Here is an 18,441-nt window from a genome sequence, read left to right as displayed (position 1 = left end):
GCTCGCTCGACTTGGCACAACAGGGTTAGACACCCCCTTCGAACTTCCGGCGGTCACGTGCGCGTGCTCGCACCGATCTTCCGTCAAATTCTCGCTACTTCGACCAGGCAGTCATAGAATGTCGCCGAATTGCCCAGATCGGTGAGTGCCTGGCTCGTCACCTCGTTCGCATTTCGCCCGTCCGGCGACAGTTTCTTCCACCAGATCGACAAGCCGACCACGAGTCCGGCCCGGGCGCGGTCGGTGATCCGTGCACGCGCTTGCATCGAACCGCGATCGTTGAAGATGCGCACGACATCGCCGTCCGCGATCCCCCGCGCGTCGGCGTCGACGGGGTGAATGTCGAGATGCGGCTGGCCCTCCGTATTGCGCAGGCTGTCGACGTTGACGAAGGTGCTGTTCAGGAAATTGCGGGCCGGCGGCGAGATCATTGCGAGCGGATAGCGCGCCGCAAGGTCCGGCGCCGCTTCGGCCGACTCGAACGGAGGCAGATAGTCCGGCACTGGATCCATCCCCATCTCCGCCAGCTGCGCGCTGTAGAACTCGCATTTGCCCGACGGGGTCCTGAAGCCGCCGTTCGCAAACGGCGCGTCAGGCAGCTTGAGCTTGATCCATCCTGCCTGCTTCAGCGCATCCCAATTGCTGTCGAGCGTCGGATCGTCCCACCTGAGGGCCGCGCGCGCGACCTCCTCGTCGCTGTGGTAGAGCGCCGGTTCATCGAGCCCCATGCTGCGCGCGATGCCGCGGAAAATCTCCGTGTTCGGCCGCGCATCGCCTACCGGCGGAATCGACGGCAGGTTCGCCATCACATACGTATGGCCATACGACTTGTGGACGTCGAGATGCTCGAGCTGCGTAGTAGCCGGCAGCACAATGTCGGCGAAATCGACGGTATCTGTCTTGAAATGCTCAAGAACGACGGTGAACAGGTCCTCACGTGCAAACCCTGCGGCGACCTTCGACGAATCCGGCGCGACGGCGACAGGGTTCGAGTTGTAGACGATCACCGCCTCGACCTTCGGTCCGAAGGCCTCGTCGCCCGGGTGCAGCAGCGCATCGCCGATGGCGTTCATGTTGATGACGCGCGGCAATTTGTGAGGCCATCCCGGCATCAGGTCGGGACGCAACAGTGCGGGCTGATTGACCGGCGCCCACTCCGAAGAAGACAGCAGCAATCCGCCTGCCCGGTCGCGCCATGCGCCCGTCAGCGCGGGCAAGCTGGCGATCGCACGCACTGCGTTGCCGCCGCCTCGCACGCGCTGCATGCCGTAATTGAGCCGGATCGACGCTTTCCGGGTGGCACCGTAGCGGCGCGCGAGATCGATCAGCTCGGACGCGTCGATACCGCAGATCTGCGCGACCCGCTCCGGCGGATAGGCTATCGCGCGTGCCCTCAGCGCGTCGAAGCCGACCGTATGGCTGGCGATATAGTCGTGATCGAGCAGGTTTTCGTTGATCAGCACGTGCATCATGCCGAGCGCGAATGCGCCGTCGGTGCCGGGCCGCAATGCAATGTGCTGGTGGCACTTTTCCGCCGTCAGCGAGCGGTACGGGTCGATCGCGACCAGATGTGCGCCGCGCCGTTTCGCTTCCTGGGCCCGTGTCCAGAAATGCAGGCTCGACGCGATCGGGTTTGCGCCCCAGATCAGAATCAGTTCGCTCTCTTCGAAATATTCGAGGTGCATCCCGAGACTGCCGCCATAGGTGTAGCGCAGCCCTGCCGCACCCGCGGCGGCACAGATCGCGCGCTCGAGCCGTGACGCGCCCAGCTTGTGGAAGAATCGTTGGGCGATGCCTTCGCCCTGCACGAGCCCCATCGTCCCCGCATAGCTGTACGGAACGATCGCTTCCGGCGCGCGCTTCGCGATCTCTCCAAGGCGGCGGCCGATCTCGTCGAATGCCTCGGTCCAGCTGATCGACACGAAACGCCCCTCTCCCTTGGCGCCGATGCGCTTGAGCGGTACGGTCAGGCGATCGGGATGATGCACCCGGTCGGCGTAGCGGCTGACCTTGGTGCACAACACGCCCTGAGTCGGCGGATGATCGGGGTCGCCGGATACCTTGAGCGCCTTGCCGTTTTCGATGGTGACGCGCATTGCGCACGTGTCGGGGCAATCGTGGGGGCATACGGCCCTGGCCATCTGTGTAGGGGCGTTCATCGTTTTGTTCGAGGATTGGGGATTAGAGGATTTTACGGCGGAGGCGAGCGGCAAAGTGTCGATTTCGTGACGAGAAATCGCCTCGTGCTTCGATGAGGATGGAGGGAGATTGCGAGAATCGGGGGGCGAACGGAGCGTTCGCGAGAAGGCTGGAATCTCTACAAACCTTCTGGCCAGCAACCTCGGGCGAGGTGATGGGTAACATTTCCGTGCGCCAGCGCGCCCGGTGCCATTTCCGTCGCTGGAAATGCAAAAACCCCCGCCGGTTGGGCGGGGGTTTCTGGCTTGAGGGAGCCTGACGATTACCTACTTTCACACGGGAATCCGCACTATCATCGGCGTAGAGTCGTTTCACGGTCCTGTTCGGGATGGGAAGGGGTGGGACCGACTCGCTATGGTCATCAGGCAAAGAGGGTTGTTCTGCTGGCTTGGCCAGCAGAACCAATCTGGGAAGAAGCAGTAATCCTGGGTTGTGCGTATCGCACACATCGCGGTCATTCAACCGCTCTAAAACAGTCTTGTTATAGGATCAAGCCTTACGGGCAATTAGTATCGGTTAGCTGAACGCATTACTGCGCTTACACACCCGACCTATCAACGTCCTGGTCTCGAACGACCCTTCAAGGGGATCAAGTCCCCAGGGATATCTCATCTTAAGGCGAGTTTCCCGCTTAGATGCTTTCAGCGGTTATCTCTTCCGAACATAGCTACCCGGCGATGCGACTGGCGTCACAACCGGTACACCAGAGGTTCGTCCACTCCGGTCCTCTCGTACTAGGAGCAGCCCCCTTCAAATATCCAACGCCCACGGCAGATAGGGACCAAACTGTCTCACGACGTTTTAAACCCAGCTCACGTACCTCTTTAAATGGCGAACAGCCATACCCTTGGGACCGGCTACAGCCCCAGGATGAGATGAGCCGACATCGAGGTGCCAAACACCGCCGTCGATATGAACTCTTGGGCGGTATCAGCCTGTTATCCCCAGAGTACCTTTTATCCGTTGAGCGATGGCCCTTCCATACAGAACCACCGGATCACTATGACCTGCTTTCGCACCTGCTCGACTTGTCGGTCTCGCAGTTAAGCACGCTTATGCCATTGCACTATCAGCACGATTTCCGACCGTACCTAGCGTACCTTCGTACTCCTCCGTTACGCTTTGGGAGGAGACCGCCCCAGTCAAACTGCCTACCATGCACTGTCCCCGACCCGGATCACGGGCCAAGGTTAGAACCTCAAACAAACCAGGGTGGTATTTCAAGGACGGCTCCACCGAAACTGGCGTTCCGGTTTCATAGCCTCCCACCTATCCTACACAGATCGGTTCAAAGTCCAATGCAAAGCTACAGTAAAGGTTCATGGGGTCTTTCCGTCTAGCCGCGGGTAGATTGCATCATCACAAACACTTCAACTTCGCTGAGTCTCGGGAGGAGACAGTGTGGCCATCGTTACGCCATTCGTGCAGGTCGGAACTTACCCGACAAGGAATTTCGCTACCTTAGGACCGTTATAGTTACGGCCGCCGTTTACCGGGACTTCAATCAAGAGCTTGCACCCCATCATTTAATCTTCCGGCACCGGGCAGGCGTCACACCCTATACGTCCACTTTCGTGTTTGCAGAGTGCTGTGTTTTTATTAAACAGTCGCAGCCACCAGTTTATTGCAACCCCTTCACCCTCCTGGCGCAGGCCAGTCAAGCTACAAGGGCGTACCTTATCCCGAAGTTACGGTACCAATTTGCCGAGTTCCTTCTCCCGAGTTCTCTCAAGCGCCTTAGAATACTCATCTCGCCCACCTGTGTCGGTTTGCGGTACGGTCATCGTTAGACTGAAGCTTAGAGGCTTTTCTTGGAACCACTTCCAATTGCTTCGCTCCCGAGGGAGCTCGCGCCACACCCTTGAATCCTGCGCCCGGATTTGCCTAAGCGCCTTCTCCAATGCAGCGACCGGGACTTCCAACACCCGGACAACCTTCCGCGATCCGTCCCCCCATCGCATCTAACGACGGTGCAGGAATATTGACCTGCTTCCCATCAGCTACGCATTTCTGCCTCGCCTTAGGGGCCGACTCACCCTACGCCGATGAACGTTGCGTAGGAAACCTTGGGCTTACGGCGAGGGGGCCTTTCACCCCCTTTATCGCTACTCATGTCAGCATTCGCACTTCCGATACCTCCAGCACCCTTTACAAGGCACCTTCGCAGGCTTACGGAACGCTCTCCTACCATGCGAGACTAGCTCGCATCCGCAGCTTCGGTATATGGCTTAGCCCCGTTACATCTTCCGCGCAGGACGACTCGATCAGTGAGCTATTACGCTTTCTTTAAAGGGTGGCTGCTTCTAAGCCAACCTCCTGACTGTTTTAGCCTTCCCACTTCGTTTCCCACTTAGCCATATTTGGGGACCTTAGCTGGCGGTCTGGGTTGTTTCCCTCTTGACACCGGACGTTAGCACCCGATGTCTGTCTCCCGTGATTGCACTCTTCGGTATTCGGAGTTTGCTATGGCGGGGTAATCTGCAATAGACCCCCCAACCATGACAGTGCTCTACCCCCGAAGGTGAGACACGAGGCACTACCTAAATAGTTTTCGGAGAGAACCAGCTATTTCCAGGTTTGTTTAGCCTTTCACCCCTATCCACAGCTCATCCCCTAACTTTTCAACGTTAGTGGGTTCGGACCTCCAGTACGTGTTACCGCACCTTCATCCTGGCCATGGATAGATCACCTGGTTTCGGGTCTACGCCCAGCAACTGAACGCCCTATTCGGACTCGCTTTCGCTACGCCTGCCCTATACGGTTAAGCTTGCTACTGAACGTAAGTCGCTGACCCATTATACAAAAGGTACGCCGTCACCCCTTACGAGGCTCCGACTGTTTGTATGCATGCGGTTTCAGGATCTATTTCACTCCCCTCCCGGGGTTCTTTTCGCCTTTCCCTCACGGTACTGGTTCACTATCGGTCGATCACGAGTATTTAGCCTTGGAGGATGGTCCCCCCATCTTCAGACAGGATTTCACGTGTCCCGCCCTACTTGTCGCACACCTAGTTCTTTCATACTGTTTTCGCCTACAGGGCTATCACCTGCTATGGCCGCACTTTCCAGAGCGTTCGGCTAACAATACAAATAAAGAGTGCAAGGCTCATCCCATTTCGCTCGCCACTACTTTGGGAATCTCGGTTGATTTCTTTTCCTGCGGTTACTTAGATGTTTCAGTTCACCGCGTTCGCTTCACATGGCCTATGTATTCAGCCATGGATACTCCATAAGGAGTGGGTTTCCCCATTCGGACATCTACGGATCAAAGCTCGTTTGCCAGCTCCCCGTAGCTTTTCGCAGGCTACCGCGTCCTTCATCGCCTGTGATCGCCAAGGCATCCACCACATGCACTTGTTCGCTTGACCCTATAACGAGTCTGTCTCGTTACAGGTTGAGTTCTCGCGTTGTGCCGTATTCCAATTGAGCCGAACATGAAGTTCGAATCATCTTGAGATACATCGATACAATCACAACCCGGATAGTTTCCACGTCCATCTCAAAGACGCTTCCGCTATCCAAATTACTTGCTTCTTCCAGATTGTTAAAGAACGACAGCCGATATGGTGTTACTCATATCACTCTGACTGGCTCAATCGCCAATGGCAAAAGTTCGATCAAGTCGAACGCTTGTCATTGAAGATTGTGGTGGAGGCAGACGGGATCGAACCGACGACCCCCTGCTTGCAAAGCAGGTGCTCTCCCAGCTGAGCTATGCCCCCATACAGAGACTTCCCAGGGTACTTCCGCCAGACAATTGGTGGGTCTGGTTGGATTCGAACCAACGACCCCCGCCTTATCAAGACGGTGCTCTAACCGACTGAGCTACAGACCCCTGAGTCTGTCCTGATTTACAGCCGATAAGCGTGAGCGCTCAACTTGTGCGAGATAGCTCTGGAAAGGAGGTGATCCAGCCGCACCTTCCGATACGGCTACCTTGTTACGACTTCACCCCAGTCATGAATCCTACCGTGGTGACCGTCCTCCTTGCGGTTAGACTAGCCACTTCTGGTAAAACCCACTCCCATGGTGTGACGGGCGGTGTGTACAAGACCCGGGAACGTATTCACCGCGGCATGCTGATCCGCGATTACTAGCGATTCCAGCTTCATGCACTCGAGTTGCAGAGTGCAATCCGGACTACGATCGGTTTTCTGGGATTGGCTCCCCCTCGCGGGTTGGCGACCCTCTGTTCCGACCATTGTATGACGTGTGAAGCCCTACCCATAAGGGCCATGAGGACTTGACGTCATCCCCACCTTCCTCCGGTTTGTCACCGGCAGTCTCCTTAGAGTGCTCTTGCGTAGCAACTAAGGACAAGGGTTGCGCTCGTTGCGGGACTTAACCCAACATCTCACGACACGAGCTGACGACAGCCATGCAGCACCTGTGCGCCGGTTCTCTTTCGAGCACTCCCGAATCTCTTCAGGATTCCGACCATGTCAAGGGTAGGTAAGGTTTTTCGCGTTGCATCGAATTAATCCACATCATCCACCGCTTGTGCGGGTCCCCGTCAATTCCTTTGAGTTTTAATCTTGCGACCGTACTCCCCAGGCGGTCAACTTCACGCGTTAGCTACGTTACTAAGGAAATGAATCCCCAACAACTAGTTGACATCGTTTAGGGCGTGGACTACCAGGGTATCTAATCCTGTTTGCTCCCCACGCTTTCGTGCATGAGCGTCAGTATTGGCCCAGGGGGCTGCCTTCGCCATCGGTATTCCTCCACATCTCTACGCATTTCACTGCTACACGTGGAATTCTACCCCCCTCTGCCATACTCTAGCCCGCCAGTCACCAATGCAGTTCCCAGGTTGAGCCCGGGGATTTCACATCGGTCTTAGCGAACCGCCTGCGCACGCTTTACGCCCAGTAATTCCGATTAACGCTCGCACCCTACGTATTACCGCGGCTGCTGGCACGTAGTTAGCCGGTGCTTATTCTTCCGGTACCGTCATCCCCCGATCATATTAGGACCAGGGATTTCTTTCCGGACAAAAGTGCTTTACAACCCGAAGGCCTTCTTCACACACGCGGCATTGCTGGATCAGGCTTGCGCCCATTGTCCAAAATTCCCCACTGCTGCCTCCCGTAGGAGTCTGGGCCGTGTCTCAGTCCCAGTGTGGCTGGTCGTCCTCTCAGACCAGCTACTGATCGTCGCCTTGGTAGGCCTTTACCCCACCAACTAGCTAATCAGCCATCGGCCAACCCTATAGCGCGAGGCCCGAAGGTCCCCCGCTTTCATCCGTGGATCGTATGCGGTATTAATCCGGCTTTCGCCGGGCTATCCCCCACTACAGGACATGTTCCGATGTATTACTCACCCGTTCGCCACTCGCCACCAGGCCGAAGCCCGTGCTGCCGTTCGACTTGCATGTGTAAGGCATGCCGCCAGCGTTCAATCTGAGCCAGGATCAAACTCTTCAGTTCAAACCTGTTACTGTTTTCGGTTCCGTAGAACCGGTCGCTCACTCAAAGCTGACAGGAATATGAATTGCTTCATAAACCTGACTTACTTTAGTGTGAGACTCTTGATACTTTTGCTAATCCGATCTGACGATCGGCTCGCTGTCATCAAGCGCCCACACTTATCGGCTGTTAATTTTTAAAGAACGTTTCTGCGAGAAAACCGTCTTTCCCGGCAGCGCTGCGTTGTCAGCAGCAGAGAAGAGAGATTATGAACACTGTTTCGCAGTTCGTCAACAACTTTTTTACTAGCTCGTTGCGACTGCGGGGTTCATCTGCCTTCCCCCTTCCGCGCCGCGTTGCCGTCAGCGCGAAAGAGGCGTGATTCTAGGCACCTCCCGCACCAAGCGCAAGGGGTTTCGCGAAATAAATGTAAAAGCCCCGGTGCGCTGCCGCGCACCGGGGCTTTTACGCTGATGAATCGGGGGCTCGCCCAGTATGACCGTCCGTCAGCGGTGCTTGAACACCGGCTTCCGCTTTTCGACGAACGCAGCCATCCCTTCCTTCTGGTCTTCCGTCGCGAACATCGAGTGGAACAGCCGGCGCTCGAAATGCACGCCCTCGGCCAGCGTGGTCTCGTATGCGCGGTTCACCGACTCCTTGACCATCATGACCGCCGGCAATGAATACTCGGCAATCGTCGTCGCAGCCTCAATGGCCTCGTCCAGCAACTTGTCGGCAGGCAGCACCCGGGACACCAGCCCGGCCCGCTCGGCCTCGGCGGCATCCATGAAACGCGCGGTCAGGCACATGTCCATCGCCTTGGCCTTCGACACCGCGCGCGGCAAGCGCTGCGTGCCACCCGCGCCCGGCATGATGCCGAGCTTGATTTCGGGCTGGCCGAACTTCGCCGTGTCCGCCGCGAAGATGATGTCGCACATCATCGCCAGTTCACAGCCACCGCCCAGCGCAAACCCGGCGACCGCAGCAATGATCGGCTTGCGGATCTGGCGGATGACTTCCCAGTTCCGCGTGATGTAGTCGCCTTTGTAAACATCCATATAGGAATAGGTCGACATCATGCCGATGTCCGCACCCGCCGCGAACGCCTTCTCGCTGCCCGTCACGACGATCGCGCCGATTCCCTCGTCGGCATCGAACGCCTTGAGCGCCGCGCCCAGCTCATCCATCAGCGCATCGTTCAGCGCATTCAGCGCCTTCGGCCGGTTCAGCGTAACAAGGCCGACGCGGCCTCGGGTCTCCACCAGGATGTTCTCGTAAGCCATCTATTTCTCCTCGATCAATGAAATGCGAAACGCCTCGCACACGCGAATAGATTGATGCTACCATTCTCCGACCAACCGGTCGGTTAATTAATCGGTCCAATTCCCCTTAACGTCCATCAGGCTGCCGCCATGACCCACCCACTGTTCACGAAGCACGAAGACACGCTGAAGCACGCACTCGCCGCCATCGAGAGCCGCGGCTACTGGAGCCCGTTCGTCGAAATGCCCAGTCCCAAAGTGTACGGGGAAAGCGCCAACGCCGACGGCGAGGCGGCGTTCAAGTCGCACCTCGACAAGACCTTCGCGCTCGACCAGCCCGCGGCCGGCGAAACGGTCGGCGCCGAGCGGTCGCCGTACGGCATCGGACTGGGCGTGCGGTATCCGAAATCGACGCCCGATGCGCTGATCGCCGCGGCGGCGGCAGCCCAGCCCGCGTGGCGCAAGGCCGGACCGACCGCATGGATCGGCGTCTGCATGGAAATCCTCGCGCGCCTGAATCGCGCCAGCTTCGAGATCGCGTACAGCGTGATGCACACCACCGGCCAGGCGTTCATGATGGCGTTCCAGGCCGGCGGCCCGCATGCACAAGACCGCGCGCTCGAGGCCGTCGCGTACGCATGGGACGAACTGCGACGCATCCCGGCCGATGCGCACTGGGAAAAGCCGCAAGGCAAGAACCCGCCGCTCGCGATGCACAAGCGCTACACGATCGTGCCGCGCGGCACCGGGCTCGTGCTCGGCTGCTGCACGTTCCCGACCTGGAACGGCTATCCGGGCCTCTTCGCCGATCTGGCGACGGGCAATACCGTGATCGTCAAACCTCATCCGGGCGCGATCCTGCCCCTGGCGATCACCGTCCGGATCGCACGCGACGTGCTGCGCGAAGCAGGTTTCGATCCGAACGTCGTCACGCTGCTCGCGACCGAGCCGAACGACGGCGCGCTCGTGCAGGACCTCGCGCTCCGCCCGGAAATCAAGCTGATCGACTTCACCGGCAGCACGCAGAACGGCACGTGGCTCGAACGCCATGCCCATCAGGCCCAGGTCTATACCGAGAAGGCCGGCGTCAACCAGATCGTGATCGACTCGGTGGACGACCTGAAGGCCGCAGCAAAGAACATCGCCTTCTCGCTGTCGCTGTACTCCGGCCAGATGTGCACGGCGCCGCAGAACATCTACGTGCCGCGCGGCGGCATCCGGACCGCCGACGGGCACGCGAGCTTCGACGAAGTCGCGCAGGCGATCGCCGTCGCGGTGCAGAAGCTGACCGGCGACCCGGCGCGCTCGGTCGAATTGATCGGCGCGATCCAGAACGACGGCGTCACGGCGCGAATCGACGACGCGCGCAAGCTCGGCCGCGTGCTCGCAGACAGCCTGGCGCTGCAGCACCCCGCCTTCCCCGACGCGCGCGTTCGCACCCCGCTCGTACTCCAGCTCGACGCCGCCGATCGCGAGAAATTCACGCAGGAATGGTTCGGGCCGATCTCGTTCGTGATCGCGACCGACTCGACGGCCCAATCGCTCGATCTCGCCGGCGCGATCGCCGCGGAACACGGCGCGCTCACGCTCTCCGCCTACAGCACGGACGCTGCCGTGATCGACGCGGCGCACGACGCGGCGGTGCGCGGCGGCGTCGCGCTGTCGATCAACCTGACAGGGGGCGTGTTCGTCAACCAGTCCGCCGCATTCTCGGACTTCCACGGCACGGGCGCGAATCCGGCCGCCAATGCGGCGCTCGCGGATTCGGCATTCGTCGCCAACCGGTTCCGCGTGGTGCAGAGCCGCGTCCATGTTGCGCCGAAGGCCACGCCTGCGGAAGCCGGCCAAACGGCATAACCCGTACGGCCGACGTGCAAACGCCGCGCCGTCCTCTACCATGAACGAATCCGCCGCCCGGCGCGGCGGGTTCGCTTTCCACCGATACGCCCATGACTGACGCCTACATCTGCGATGCGATTCGCACCCCCATCGGCCGCTACGGCGGCGCCTTGAAAGATGTCCGTGCCGACGATCTCGGCGCGGTGCCGATCCGGGCGCTGATCGAGCGCAACCGCGACGTCGACTGGTCCGCGATCGACGACGTGATCTACGGCTGCGCGAACCAGGCGGGCGAGGACAACCGCAACGTCGCGCGCATGTCCGCGCTGCTGGCAGGCCTTCCGACCACCGTGCCGGGCACGACGCTGAATCGCCTGTGCGGCTCCGGGATGGACGCGGTCGGCTCCGCCGCGCGCGCGATCAAGTCCGGGGAAGTGCGACTGATGATCGCGGGCGGCGTCGAGAGCATGACCCGCGCGCCGTTCGTGATGGGCAAGTCGGCGAGCGCATTCGCGCGCCAGGCCGACATCTTCGACACGACGATCGGCTGGCGCTTCATCAATCCGCTGATGAAACAGCGATACGGCGTCGATTCGATGCCGGAAACCGCGGAAAACGTCGCGACCGACTACCACATCAGCCGCGCCGACCAGGACCTGTTCGCGCTGCGCAGCCAGCAGAAGGCCGCGCGCGCGCAGCAGGACGGCACGCTGGCAGAGGAGATCGTCGCGGTGACGATCCCGCAGAAAAAGGGCGACCCGCTCGTCGTGTCGCGCGACGAGCATCCGCGCGAGACGTCGCTGGACGCACTGGCGAAGCTCAAGGGCGTCGTGCGCCCGGACGGCACGGTCACGGCCGGCAATGCGTCGGGCGTCAACGACGGCGCAGCGGCGCTGCTGCTCGCGAATGCCGAAGCGGCCGACCAGTATGGCCTGCGCCGCCGCGCGCGCGTCGTCGGCATGGCGACCGCCGGCGTCGAGCCGCGCGTGATGGGCATCGGCCCGGCGCCGGCCGTGCAAAAGCTGCTGCTTCACCTCGGCATGACGATCGACCAGTTCGACGTGATCGAGCTGAACGAGGCGTTCGCGTCGCAGGGGCTCGCGGTGCTGCGCACGCTGGGCGTCGCGGACGACGACCCGCGCGTGAACCCGAACGGCGGCGCGATCGCACTCGGTCATCCGCTCGGCGCATCCGGCGCGCGTCTCGTCACGACGGCGCTTTATCAGCTCGAGCGCACCGGCGGCCGTTTCGCGCTCTGCACGATGTGCATCGGCGTCGGACAAGGTATCGCGCTCGCGATCGAGCGGATGTAACCGAAGCGCGACGCGCCTATAACGAAGTCATCAAGGAGAGACTGCATGTCATATCAAGCGATCCAGCTGGATATCGATCAGGCCACCCACGTGGCGACGATCACGCTCAACCGTCCGGACAAGCTGAACAGCTTTACGCGGGAGATGCATCGCGAACTGCAGTCGGCGCTTGATGACGTCGAATCCGGCGGCGCGCGCGCACTGATCCTGACGGGCGCGGGGCGCGGCTTCTGCGCCGGGCAGGACCTCGCCGATCTCGATTTCACGCCCGGTGCGTCGACCGATCTCGGCGCATTGATCGACGAGCATTTCAATCCGCTGGTCCGGCGTCTGCAGCGCCTGCCGGTTCCGGTGATCGCCGCCGTCAACGGCACGGCCGCCGGCGCAGGCGCCAACCTCGCGCTCGCATGCGATCTCGTGCTGGCAGCACGTTCGAGCAGCTTCATCCAGGCATTCGTCAAGATCGGGCTCGTGCCGGACTCCGGCGGCACCTGGTTCCTGCCGCAGCGTATCGGCATGGCGCGCGCGCTCGGACTCGCGCTGACCGGCGACAAGCTGAGCGCCGAGCAGGCCGAGCAATGGGGACTGATCTGGCGCACCGTCGACGACGATGCGCTCGCCGCGACCGCCAGCCAGCTCGCCGCCCAACTCGCGCAGCAACCGACGCTCGCGATCGCTTCGGTCAAGCAGGCAATGCGCGAAAGCACCACGCATACGCTCGATCAGCAGCTCGACCTGGAACGCGACCTGCAGCGCAAGCTGGGCCAATCGCACGACTACGCGGAAGGCGTGAAGGCGTTCATCGAGAAGCGCGCACCGCGCTTCGAGGGGCGCTGACATGAACGGCTCCGCCGAAACGCGCAGCCCCGACGCGCTGGCACGGGCCACCGCGCAGGCGATGTACGACGCGGATGCGTGCAGCCGCGCACTGGGCATGGAGCTCGTCGAAGTGCGTCCCGGCTACGCGCGCATGCGCATGCCGGTGCGAGCCGACTTCCTGAACGGCCATCAGATCTGTCACGGCGGGCTCATCTTCACGCTCGCCGATTCGACGTTCGCGTTCGCCTGCAATTCGTACAACCTCAACACGGTCGCGGCCGGCTGCTCGATCGAATTCCTGCGCCCGGTGCACGGCGGCGACATACTGACCGCCGAGGCTGTCGAGCAGACCCGCAACGGCCGATTCGGCATCTACGACATCCGCGTCACGAATCAGGCCGGCGAAACGGTTGCGATGTTCCGCGGCAAGTCGGCCCAGATCAAGGGCACGGTCATTCCGGACGACCGCTGACGCAACGGCCCGCTCATAACAAATACCGGAGACACGCATGACTACCCCGCTACCGCTCGAGCCAATCGAGACCGCGACGCGCGACGAGCTGACCGCGCTGCAGCTCGAGCGCCTCAAATGGTCGCTCCGGCATGCCTACCTGCATTCCCCGGTCTATCGCCGCAAGTTCGACGAAGCGGGCGTGCATCCGGACGACCTGAAAACGCTGGCCGACCTGGCCCGCTTCCCGTTCACCACCAAGCGCGACCTGCGCGACAGCTATCCGTTCGGCATGTTCGCCGTGCCGCAAGACCAGATCTCGCGCATCCACGCATCGTCGGGCACGACCGGCAAGCCGACGGTGGTCGGCTACACGGCGCGCGACATCGACACCTGGGCCAATCTGGTCGCCCGCTCGATCCGCGCCGCCGGCGCGCGCCAGGGCGACAAGGTGCACATCAGCTACGGCTACGGACTGTTCACGGGCGGGCTCGGCGCGCATTACGGCGCGGAACGCGCCGGGCTGACCGTGATCCCGTTCGGCGGCGGGCAGACCGAGAAGCAGGTGCAACTGATCCAGGATTTCCGTCCGGACATCATCATGGTGACGCCGAGCTACATGCTGTCGATCGCCGACGAGTTCGAGCGGCAAGGCGTCGATCCCGCGCAAAGCTCGCTGCGCATCGGCATCTTCGGCGCGGAGCCGTGGACCAACGACATGCGCGCCGCGATCGAGCGCCGCATGGGCATCGACGCGGTCGACATCTACGGGCTGTCCGAAGTGATCGGCCCGGGCGTCGCATCCGAATGCGTCGAAACCAAGGACGGCCCGACGATCTGGGAAGACCACTTCTACCCGGAAGTCATCGATCCGGAGACGGGCGAAGTACTGCCCGACGGCGAGCTGGGCGAACTCGTGTTCACGTCGCTGACGAAGGAGGCACTGCCGATCGTCCGCTACCGGACCCGCGACCTGACGCGCCTGTTGCCCGGCACCGCGCGCACGATGCGCCGGATGGAAAAGATCACCGGGCGCTCGGACGACATGATGATCGTGCGCGGCGTCAACGTGTTCCCGACGCAGATCGAGGAACAACTGCTCCGGCAGCGCGCGCTCGCGCCGCATTACCAGATCGTGCTGACGAAGGAGGGGCCGCTCGACGTGCTGACGCTGAACGTCGAGCCCTGCCCCGAGACCGCGCCGGACACGGCGACGATCGACGCGGCAAAGCAGGCGCTCGCGCACGACATCAAGTCGCTGATCGGCGTGACCGCGGTGGTCAACGTGCTGCCGGTCAACGGCATCGAGCGCTCGGTCGGCAAGGCGCGCCGGGTCGTGGACAAACGCAAGGGTTGACGCGGGCGTCGCCCGCCGATGCAAAAAGCCCGATCGGTTTCGAACCGATCGGGCTTTTTCATCCAGCCTGGTGCGTCAAGCAACTTCCGCGAGGCGCCTGCCTGCCGCCTGCATCACGAGTTCGGGAACAGCAGCCACATCCGGCCGATCTGCTTCATCCGCCCCGCCTGGTCGCCGGCATCGTCGCCGAGCCCCCAGAAGTAGTCGGCCCGCACGCCGCCCTTGATCGCGCTGCCCGTATCCTGCGCGAACACGAGGCGATTCATCGGTGTGTTGGTCAGTGGACGCGTCGTCTGCAGGAACACCGGCGTCCCGAGCGGAATCGCCGACGGATCGACCGCGATCGAACGCTCGGGCGTCAGCGGCACGCCGAGCGCGCCGACCGGACCGTCCGCGCCGCCATGCGGCGCCTCTTCCTTCGACGGCATCTCGCGGAAGAACACGAAACGCGGATTCGTGTCGAGCAGCGCGTCGACGCGGGTCGGGTTCGCCTTCGCCCACGCCTTGATGCCCTGCATCGTCGCCTGGGCCGGCGTCAGCTCGCCGCGGTCGATCAGCCACTTGCCGATCGAGCGGTACGGCTGGTTGTTGGTGCCGCCGTAGCCGACCCGCATCACCGAGCCGTCGTCGAGCAAAACGCGCCCGGAGCCCTGCACCTGCAGGAAGAACGCCTCGATCGGATCGTCGACCCACACCAGCTCGTTGCCGTTCAGGACGCCTGCGCGCTCGAGCTGCGCCCGCGCCGGCAGCGCGGCGCCCGCGCGATAGCCGGCCGGCCAGCGGTAGAGCGCGGTCTGATACGGCCCGCGCCGCACGCGCGAACCGCGCAGCAGCGGCTCGTAATAGCCGGTGACGAGGCCATCGAGCGTGCCGTCGCTGTTCGCGAACTGGAACGGCGTGAAATACGTTTCGAAGAACGCGCGCGCGCTGCTGACGTCGAGCTCGTCGAGCCGCTCGGCCGCCGCGCACGCACGCTGCCATGCGGGCTGGCGCGCCAGCCGCGCGCAGTTCTGCCGCAGCGCGACCGTCGCGCCGATCAGCGAGTCGTCCTGCCAGCCCGGCACCTGCTGCCAGGCGACCGGCGTCAGTCGCGTGGCGGCGACCTGCCCCGGCACGATCGCCGCGCCGGCCGGCGGCTTCAGGGAAGACGTCCGCGTCGGCGCGCCGCCGCATGCGGCAAGCAGCGCCGCCGTCGCGACCGCCGCCGCCCAGCCCGCCAACCGGGGGCCAAACCACATACAATGTTCGTTCTTGATGGAAACCGCCATGTCAGATCTTCTCGACCAATATCCGATGCTCATCTTCGCGCTGGAAGCCTTCCTCGCGCTCGCCCTGCTGATCTTCATCGTCGCGTGGACAGCGTCGGGCCGGAAGAAGCACGCCCGCGACAACGACCGCCCGTCCCGCTGAGCGCGCCGCGCCGTGCACGCTCAATGAAGCGTGCGCGGCATGTGCAGCGCGAACTCGTCGATCGGCGCGTCGAAGCGCTCGCCGTCCTCGGCAACGCAGAAGTACGAACCGCGCATCGTGCCGACCGGCGTCGCGATCACTGCCCAGCTCGTGTATTCGAACTGCTCGCCCGGCTGCAGCAGCGGCTGGTGGCCGACGACGCCGAGCCCCTTCACTTCCTGCACGTGGCTCTCGCTGTCCGTGATGATCCAGTGACGCGCGATCAGCTGCGCCGCGACCTGCCCGCTGTTGCGGATCGTCAGCGTGTACGCGAATGCGTATTGACGGCGTTCGGGGTCGGATTGTTCCGGCAAGTAGCTGGTTTTCACCGTCACGGTGAACTGATACTGACTCATGGTGATTCCGCTGGGTAGTGACCGGCCCGCGCCGGCATCGTCCGACGCGGGGCCGCGGACGCGCCGCTTTGGTTCGGCATTCTGCTTCATGCGGCACCAGCCCGCAACCGCGCGCGCCGCCGCCGGGCGGTAGAATGACGGTTTTGCGCCGCCCCCTCCCCGCTCCTCAGCCATGACTCAATTCCGCATCGCTCCCAGCATCCTGTCGGCCGACTTCGCACGGCTCGGCGAAGAAGTCCGCAACGTGGTCGCCGCCGGCGCCGACTGGATCCACTTCGACGTGATGGACAACCATTACGTCCCGAACCTGACGATCGGCCCGCTCGTCTGCGAGGCGATCCGTCCGCACGTGCAGGTGCCGATCGACGTGCACCTGATGGTGCGCCCGGTCGACCGGATCGTGCCCGATTTCGCGAAAGCGGGCGCGAACCTGATCAGCTTCCACCCGGAAGGCTCCGATCACATCGACCGCACGCTGTCGCTGATCCGCGACCACGGCTGCAAGGCCGGCCTCGTGTTCAACCCGGCGACGCCGCTGAACTATCTCGACTACGTGATGGACCGTCTCGACTTCGTGCTGCTGATGTCGGTGAACCCGGGCTTCGGCGGCCAGTCGTTCATTCCGGAAACGCTGAACAAGCTGCGCGAGACGCGCGCACGCATCGACGCGTATAAGGAGCGCACCGGCCGCGAGATCCTGCTCGAGGTCGACGGCGGCGTGAAGGCCGACAACATCGCGGAAATCGCGGCGGCCGGCGCGGACACCTTCGTCGCGGGCTCGGCGATCTTCGGCAAGCCCGACTATCGCAAGGTGATCGACGAAATGCGCAGCCAGCTCGCGACAGTCACGCGGAGCTGACGCCGTGAGCAAATCTAACCCGCCCGAAGCGAAAGCGGCCGCACCTGAGCCGGCCGCACCTAAGCCGGCCGCGCCGATCCACTTCGCCGCGCCGCGCATCGACGCGGCGCTGATCGACCTCGACGGCACGATGGTCGATACCGCCGACGATTTCACCGCTGGCCTGAACGGCATGCTGGCGAAGCTCGGTGCGCCGGCGACGTCGCGCGACGAAGTGATCGGCTACGTCGGCAAGGGCTCCGAGCATCTGATCCAGAGCGTGCTGAAGCCGCGCTTTTCCGCAGACGAAGCGCACGCGCGCTTCGACGACGCGCTCGCGATCTACCAGGCCGAATACGCGAAGATCAACGGCCGCCACACGCGCCTCTACCCGGACGTCGCGGCCGGTCTCGACGCGCTGCGCGCCGACGGCATCAAGCTCGCGTGCGTAACCAACAAGCCGCACCGCTTCGCGATCGAACTGCTCGAGCAGTACGGGCTGGTCGACCGCTTCGGCATCGTGCTCGGCGGCGACAGCGTGCCGCGCAAGAAGCCCGACCCGCTGCCGATGCTGACCGCGTGCGATGCGCTCGGCGTCGCGCCGGACGTCTCGGTGGCGATCGGCGACTCGGAAAACGACGCGCTCGCGGGCCGCGCGGCGGGCATGGCGACGCTGACGGTGCCGTACGGCTACAACCATGGCAAGGCTATACAAACGATAAATTCGGATGGTATAGTCGGCTCGTTGCTGGTCGCAGCCTGCGCGATCGCCGCGCACAACGCCGGCCGGCCAACCGTCTGATCTAATTCTTCCATCCGCATGTTTCTGAACAAAAAACGGAGTCTGAGCAGCATCGACCGGGGAGCCTGGCCCTGGCGTCGCTGGTCGCGCTAACCTCTTCGATGAGGTGCGCTGAAGCACGACTTCAGCGCCGTTTTTTTGTCTCGCTGCGCATCCGCGCGCCGATCGCCGCTCCACCTCGAGTCCTACCGCACCCGAACGCTTGCGTTCAGGGACGGTCGCAGGCTGGCGACGCTCGCGCTTCGGAGCCCGCACGCCGGCACCAGGCACACCACGATCGACCGCCGTTTCGCCGTCAGCAGCCGCGCAGCATCACGTGATCCCCGGCGCATCCCGCCGCTCGTCCAGA

The 18,441-nt window shown here is 62.6% G+C and carries 11 protein-coding genes, 2 tRNA genes and 3 rRNA genes; 7 read left to right on the top strand and 9 right to left on the bottom strand.

What is annotated here, in order from left to right:
- Positions 1-83: 83 nt before the first annotated feature.
- The 7 genes from KY49_RS01140 to KY49_RS01110 form a co-directional block, all read right to left on the bottom strand.
- Positions 84-2,159, bottom strand: a complete 2,076-nt coding sequence (locus KY49_RS01140) for a molybdopterin-containing oxidoreductase family protein (protein ID WP_042583037.1) — start codon at positions 2,157-2,159, stop codon at positions 84-86.
- A 293-nt stretch (positions 2,160-2,452) separates the two neighbouring features.
- Positions 2,453-2,565: ribosomal RNA gene (gene rrf / locus KY49_RS01135) — 5S ribosomal RNA — on the bottom strand.
- Between the two features lie 119 nt (positions 2,566-2,684).
- Positions 2,685-5,566: ribosomal RNA gene (locus KY49_RS01130) — 23S ribosomal RNA — on the bottom strand.
- Positions 5,567-5,844: 278 nt separating this feature from the next.
- A tRNA-Ala gene (locus tag KY49_RS01125) sits at positions 5,845-5,920 on the bottom strand.
- A 36-nt stretch (positions 5,921-5,956) separates the two neighbouring features.
- Positions 5,957-6,033: transfer RNA gene (locus tag KY49_RS01120), tRNA-Ile, on the bottom strand.
- Positions 6,034-6,096: 63 nt separating this feature from the next.
- Positions 6,097-7,627, bottom strand: a 16S ribosomal RNA gene (locus tag KY49_RS01115).
- The 16S, 23S and 5S rRNA genes sit together here with 2 tRNA genes alongside, the layout of an rRNA operon.
- A 485-nt stretch (positions 7,628-8,112) precedes the next feature.
- Positions 8,113-8,889, bottom strand: a complete 777-nt coding sequence (locus KY49_RS01110) for an enoyl-CoA hydratase (protein WP_042583036.1) — start codon at positions 8,887-8,889, stop codon at positions 8,113-8,115.
- A gap of 129 nt (positions 8,890-9,018) precedes the next feature.
- Between KY49_RS01110 and paaN the strand changes: the two genes are divergently transcribed.
- From paaN to paaK, 5 genes are all read left to right on the top strand, one after another.
- Positions 9,019-10,725, top strand: a complete 1,707-nt coding sequence (gene paaN, locus KY49_RS01105) for a phenylacetic acid degradation protein PaaN (RefSeq protein WP_042583035.1) — start codon at positions 9,019-9,021, stop codon at positions 10,723-10,725.
- A gap of 92 nt (positions 10,726-10,817) precedes the next feature.
- Positions 10,818-12,020: a 3-oxoadipyl-CoA thiolase gene (gene pcaF, locus KY49_RS01100; RefSeq protein WP_042583034.1), complete on the top strand. Its 1,203-nt coding sequence runs from the start codon at positions 10,818-10,820 to the stop codon at positions 12,018-12,020.
- A 45-nt stretch (positions 12,021-12,065) separates the two neighbouring features.
- Positions 12,066-12,857, top strand: coding sequence for a 2-(1,2-epoxy-1,2-dihydrophenyl)acetyl-CoA isomerase PaaG (gene paaG, locus KY49_RS01095; protein ID WP_042583033.1), 792 nt, complete (start codon positions 12,066-12,068; stop codon positions 12,855-12,857).
- Between the two features lies 1 nt (position 12,858).
- Positions 12,859-13,311 carry a hydroxyphenylacetyl-CoA thioesterase PaaI gene (gene paaI / locus KY49_RS01090; protein ID WP_042583032.1) on the top strand — a complete coding sequence of 151 codons (453 nt, stop codon included), beginning with the start codon at positions 12,859-12,861 and terminating at the stop codon, positions 13,309-13,311.
- 37 nt (positions 13,312-13,348) lie between these two features.
- Positions 13,349-14,647: a phenylacetate--CoA ligase PaaK gene (paaK, locus tag KY49_RS01085; RefSeq protein ID WP_010092799.1), complete on the top strand. Its 1,299-nt coding sequence runs from the start codon at positions 13,349-13,351 to the stop codon at positions 14,645-14,647.
- 113 nt (positions 14,648-14,760) lie between these two features.
- Here paaK and mltA read toward each other — a convergent pair whose 3' ends face one another.
- Positions 14,761-15,993 (bottom strand): murein transglycosylase A, encoded by a 1,233-nt coding sequence (gene mltA / locus KY49_RS01080; RefSeq protein WP_071853989.1) that lies wholly within the window; start codon positions 15,991-15,993, stop codon positions 14,761-14,763.
- Positions 15,994-16,077: 84 nt separating this feature from the next.
- Positions 16,078-16,452 carry a Co2+/Mg2+ efflux protein ApaG gene (gene apaG / locus KY49_RS01070; protein WP_017333705.1) on the bottom strand — a complete coding sequence of 125 codons (375 nt, stop codon included), beginning with the start codon at positions 16,450-16,452 and terminating at the stop codon, positions 16,078-16,080.
- Between the two features lie 172 nt (positions 16,453-16,624).
- Between apaG and rpe the strand changes: the two genes are divergently transcribed.
- Together rpe and KY49_RS01060 are read left to right on the top strand one after the other, a co-directional pair.
- Complete coding sequence (rpe, locus tag KY49_RS01065; protein ID WP_042583030.1) at positions 16,625-17,311, top strand: ribulose-phosphate 3-epimerase; 687 nt, start codon at positions 16,625-16,627, stop codon at positions 17,309-17,311.
- A gap of 4 nt (positions 17,312-17,315) precedes the next feature.
- Entirely contained in the window at positions 17,316-18,092 is a 777-nt protein-coding gene (locus KY49_RS01060) for a phosphoglycolate phosphatase (protein WP_082062291.1), read from the top strand.
- The last annotated feature ends 349 nt before the right edge of the window (positions 18,093-18,441 follow it).

The sequence above is a fragment of the Burkholderia sp. MSHR3999 genome (assembly GCF_000833595.1).
In the GTDB taxonomy this organism is placed as follows: domain Bacteria; phylum Pseudomonadota; class Gammaproteobacteria; order Burkholderiales; family Burkholderiaceae; genus Burkholderia; species Burkholderia ubonensis.
Note: the sequence above shows the minus strand (reverse complement) of the source record. Positions and strands in the feature narration are given on the sequence as shown.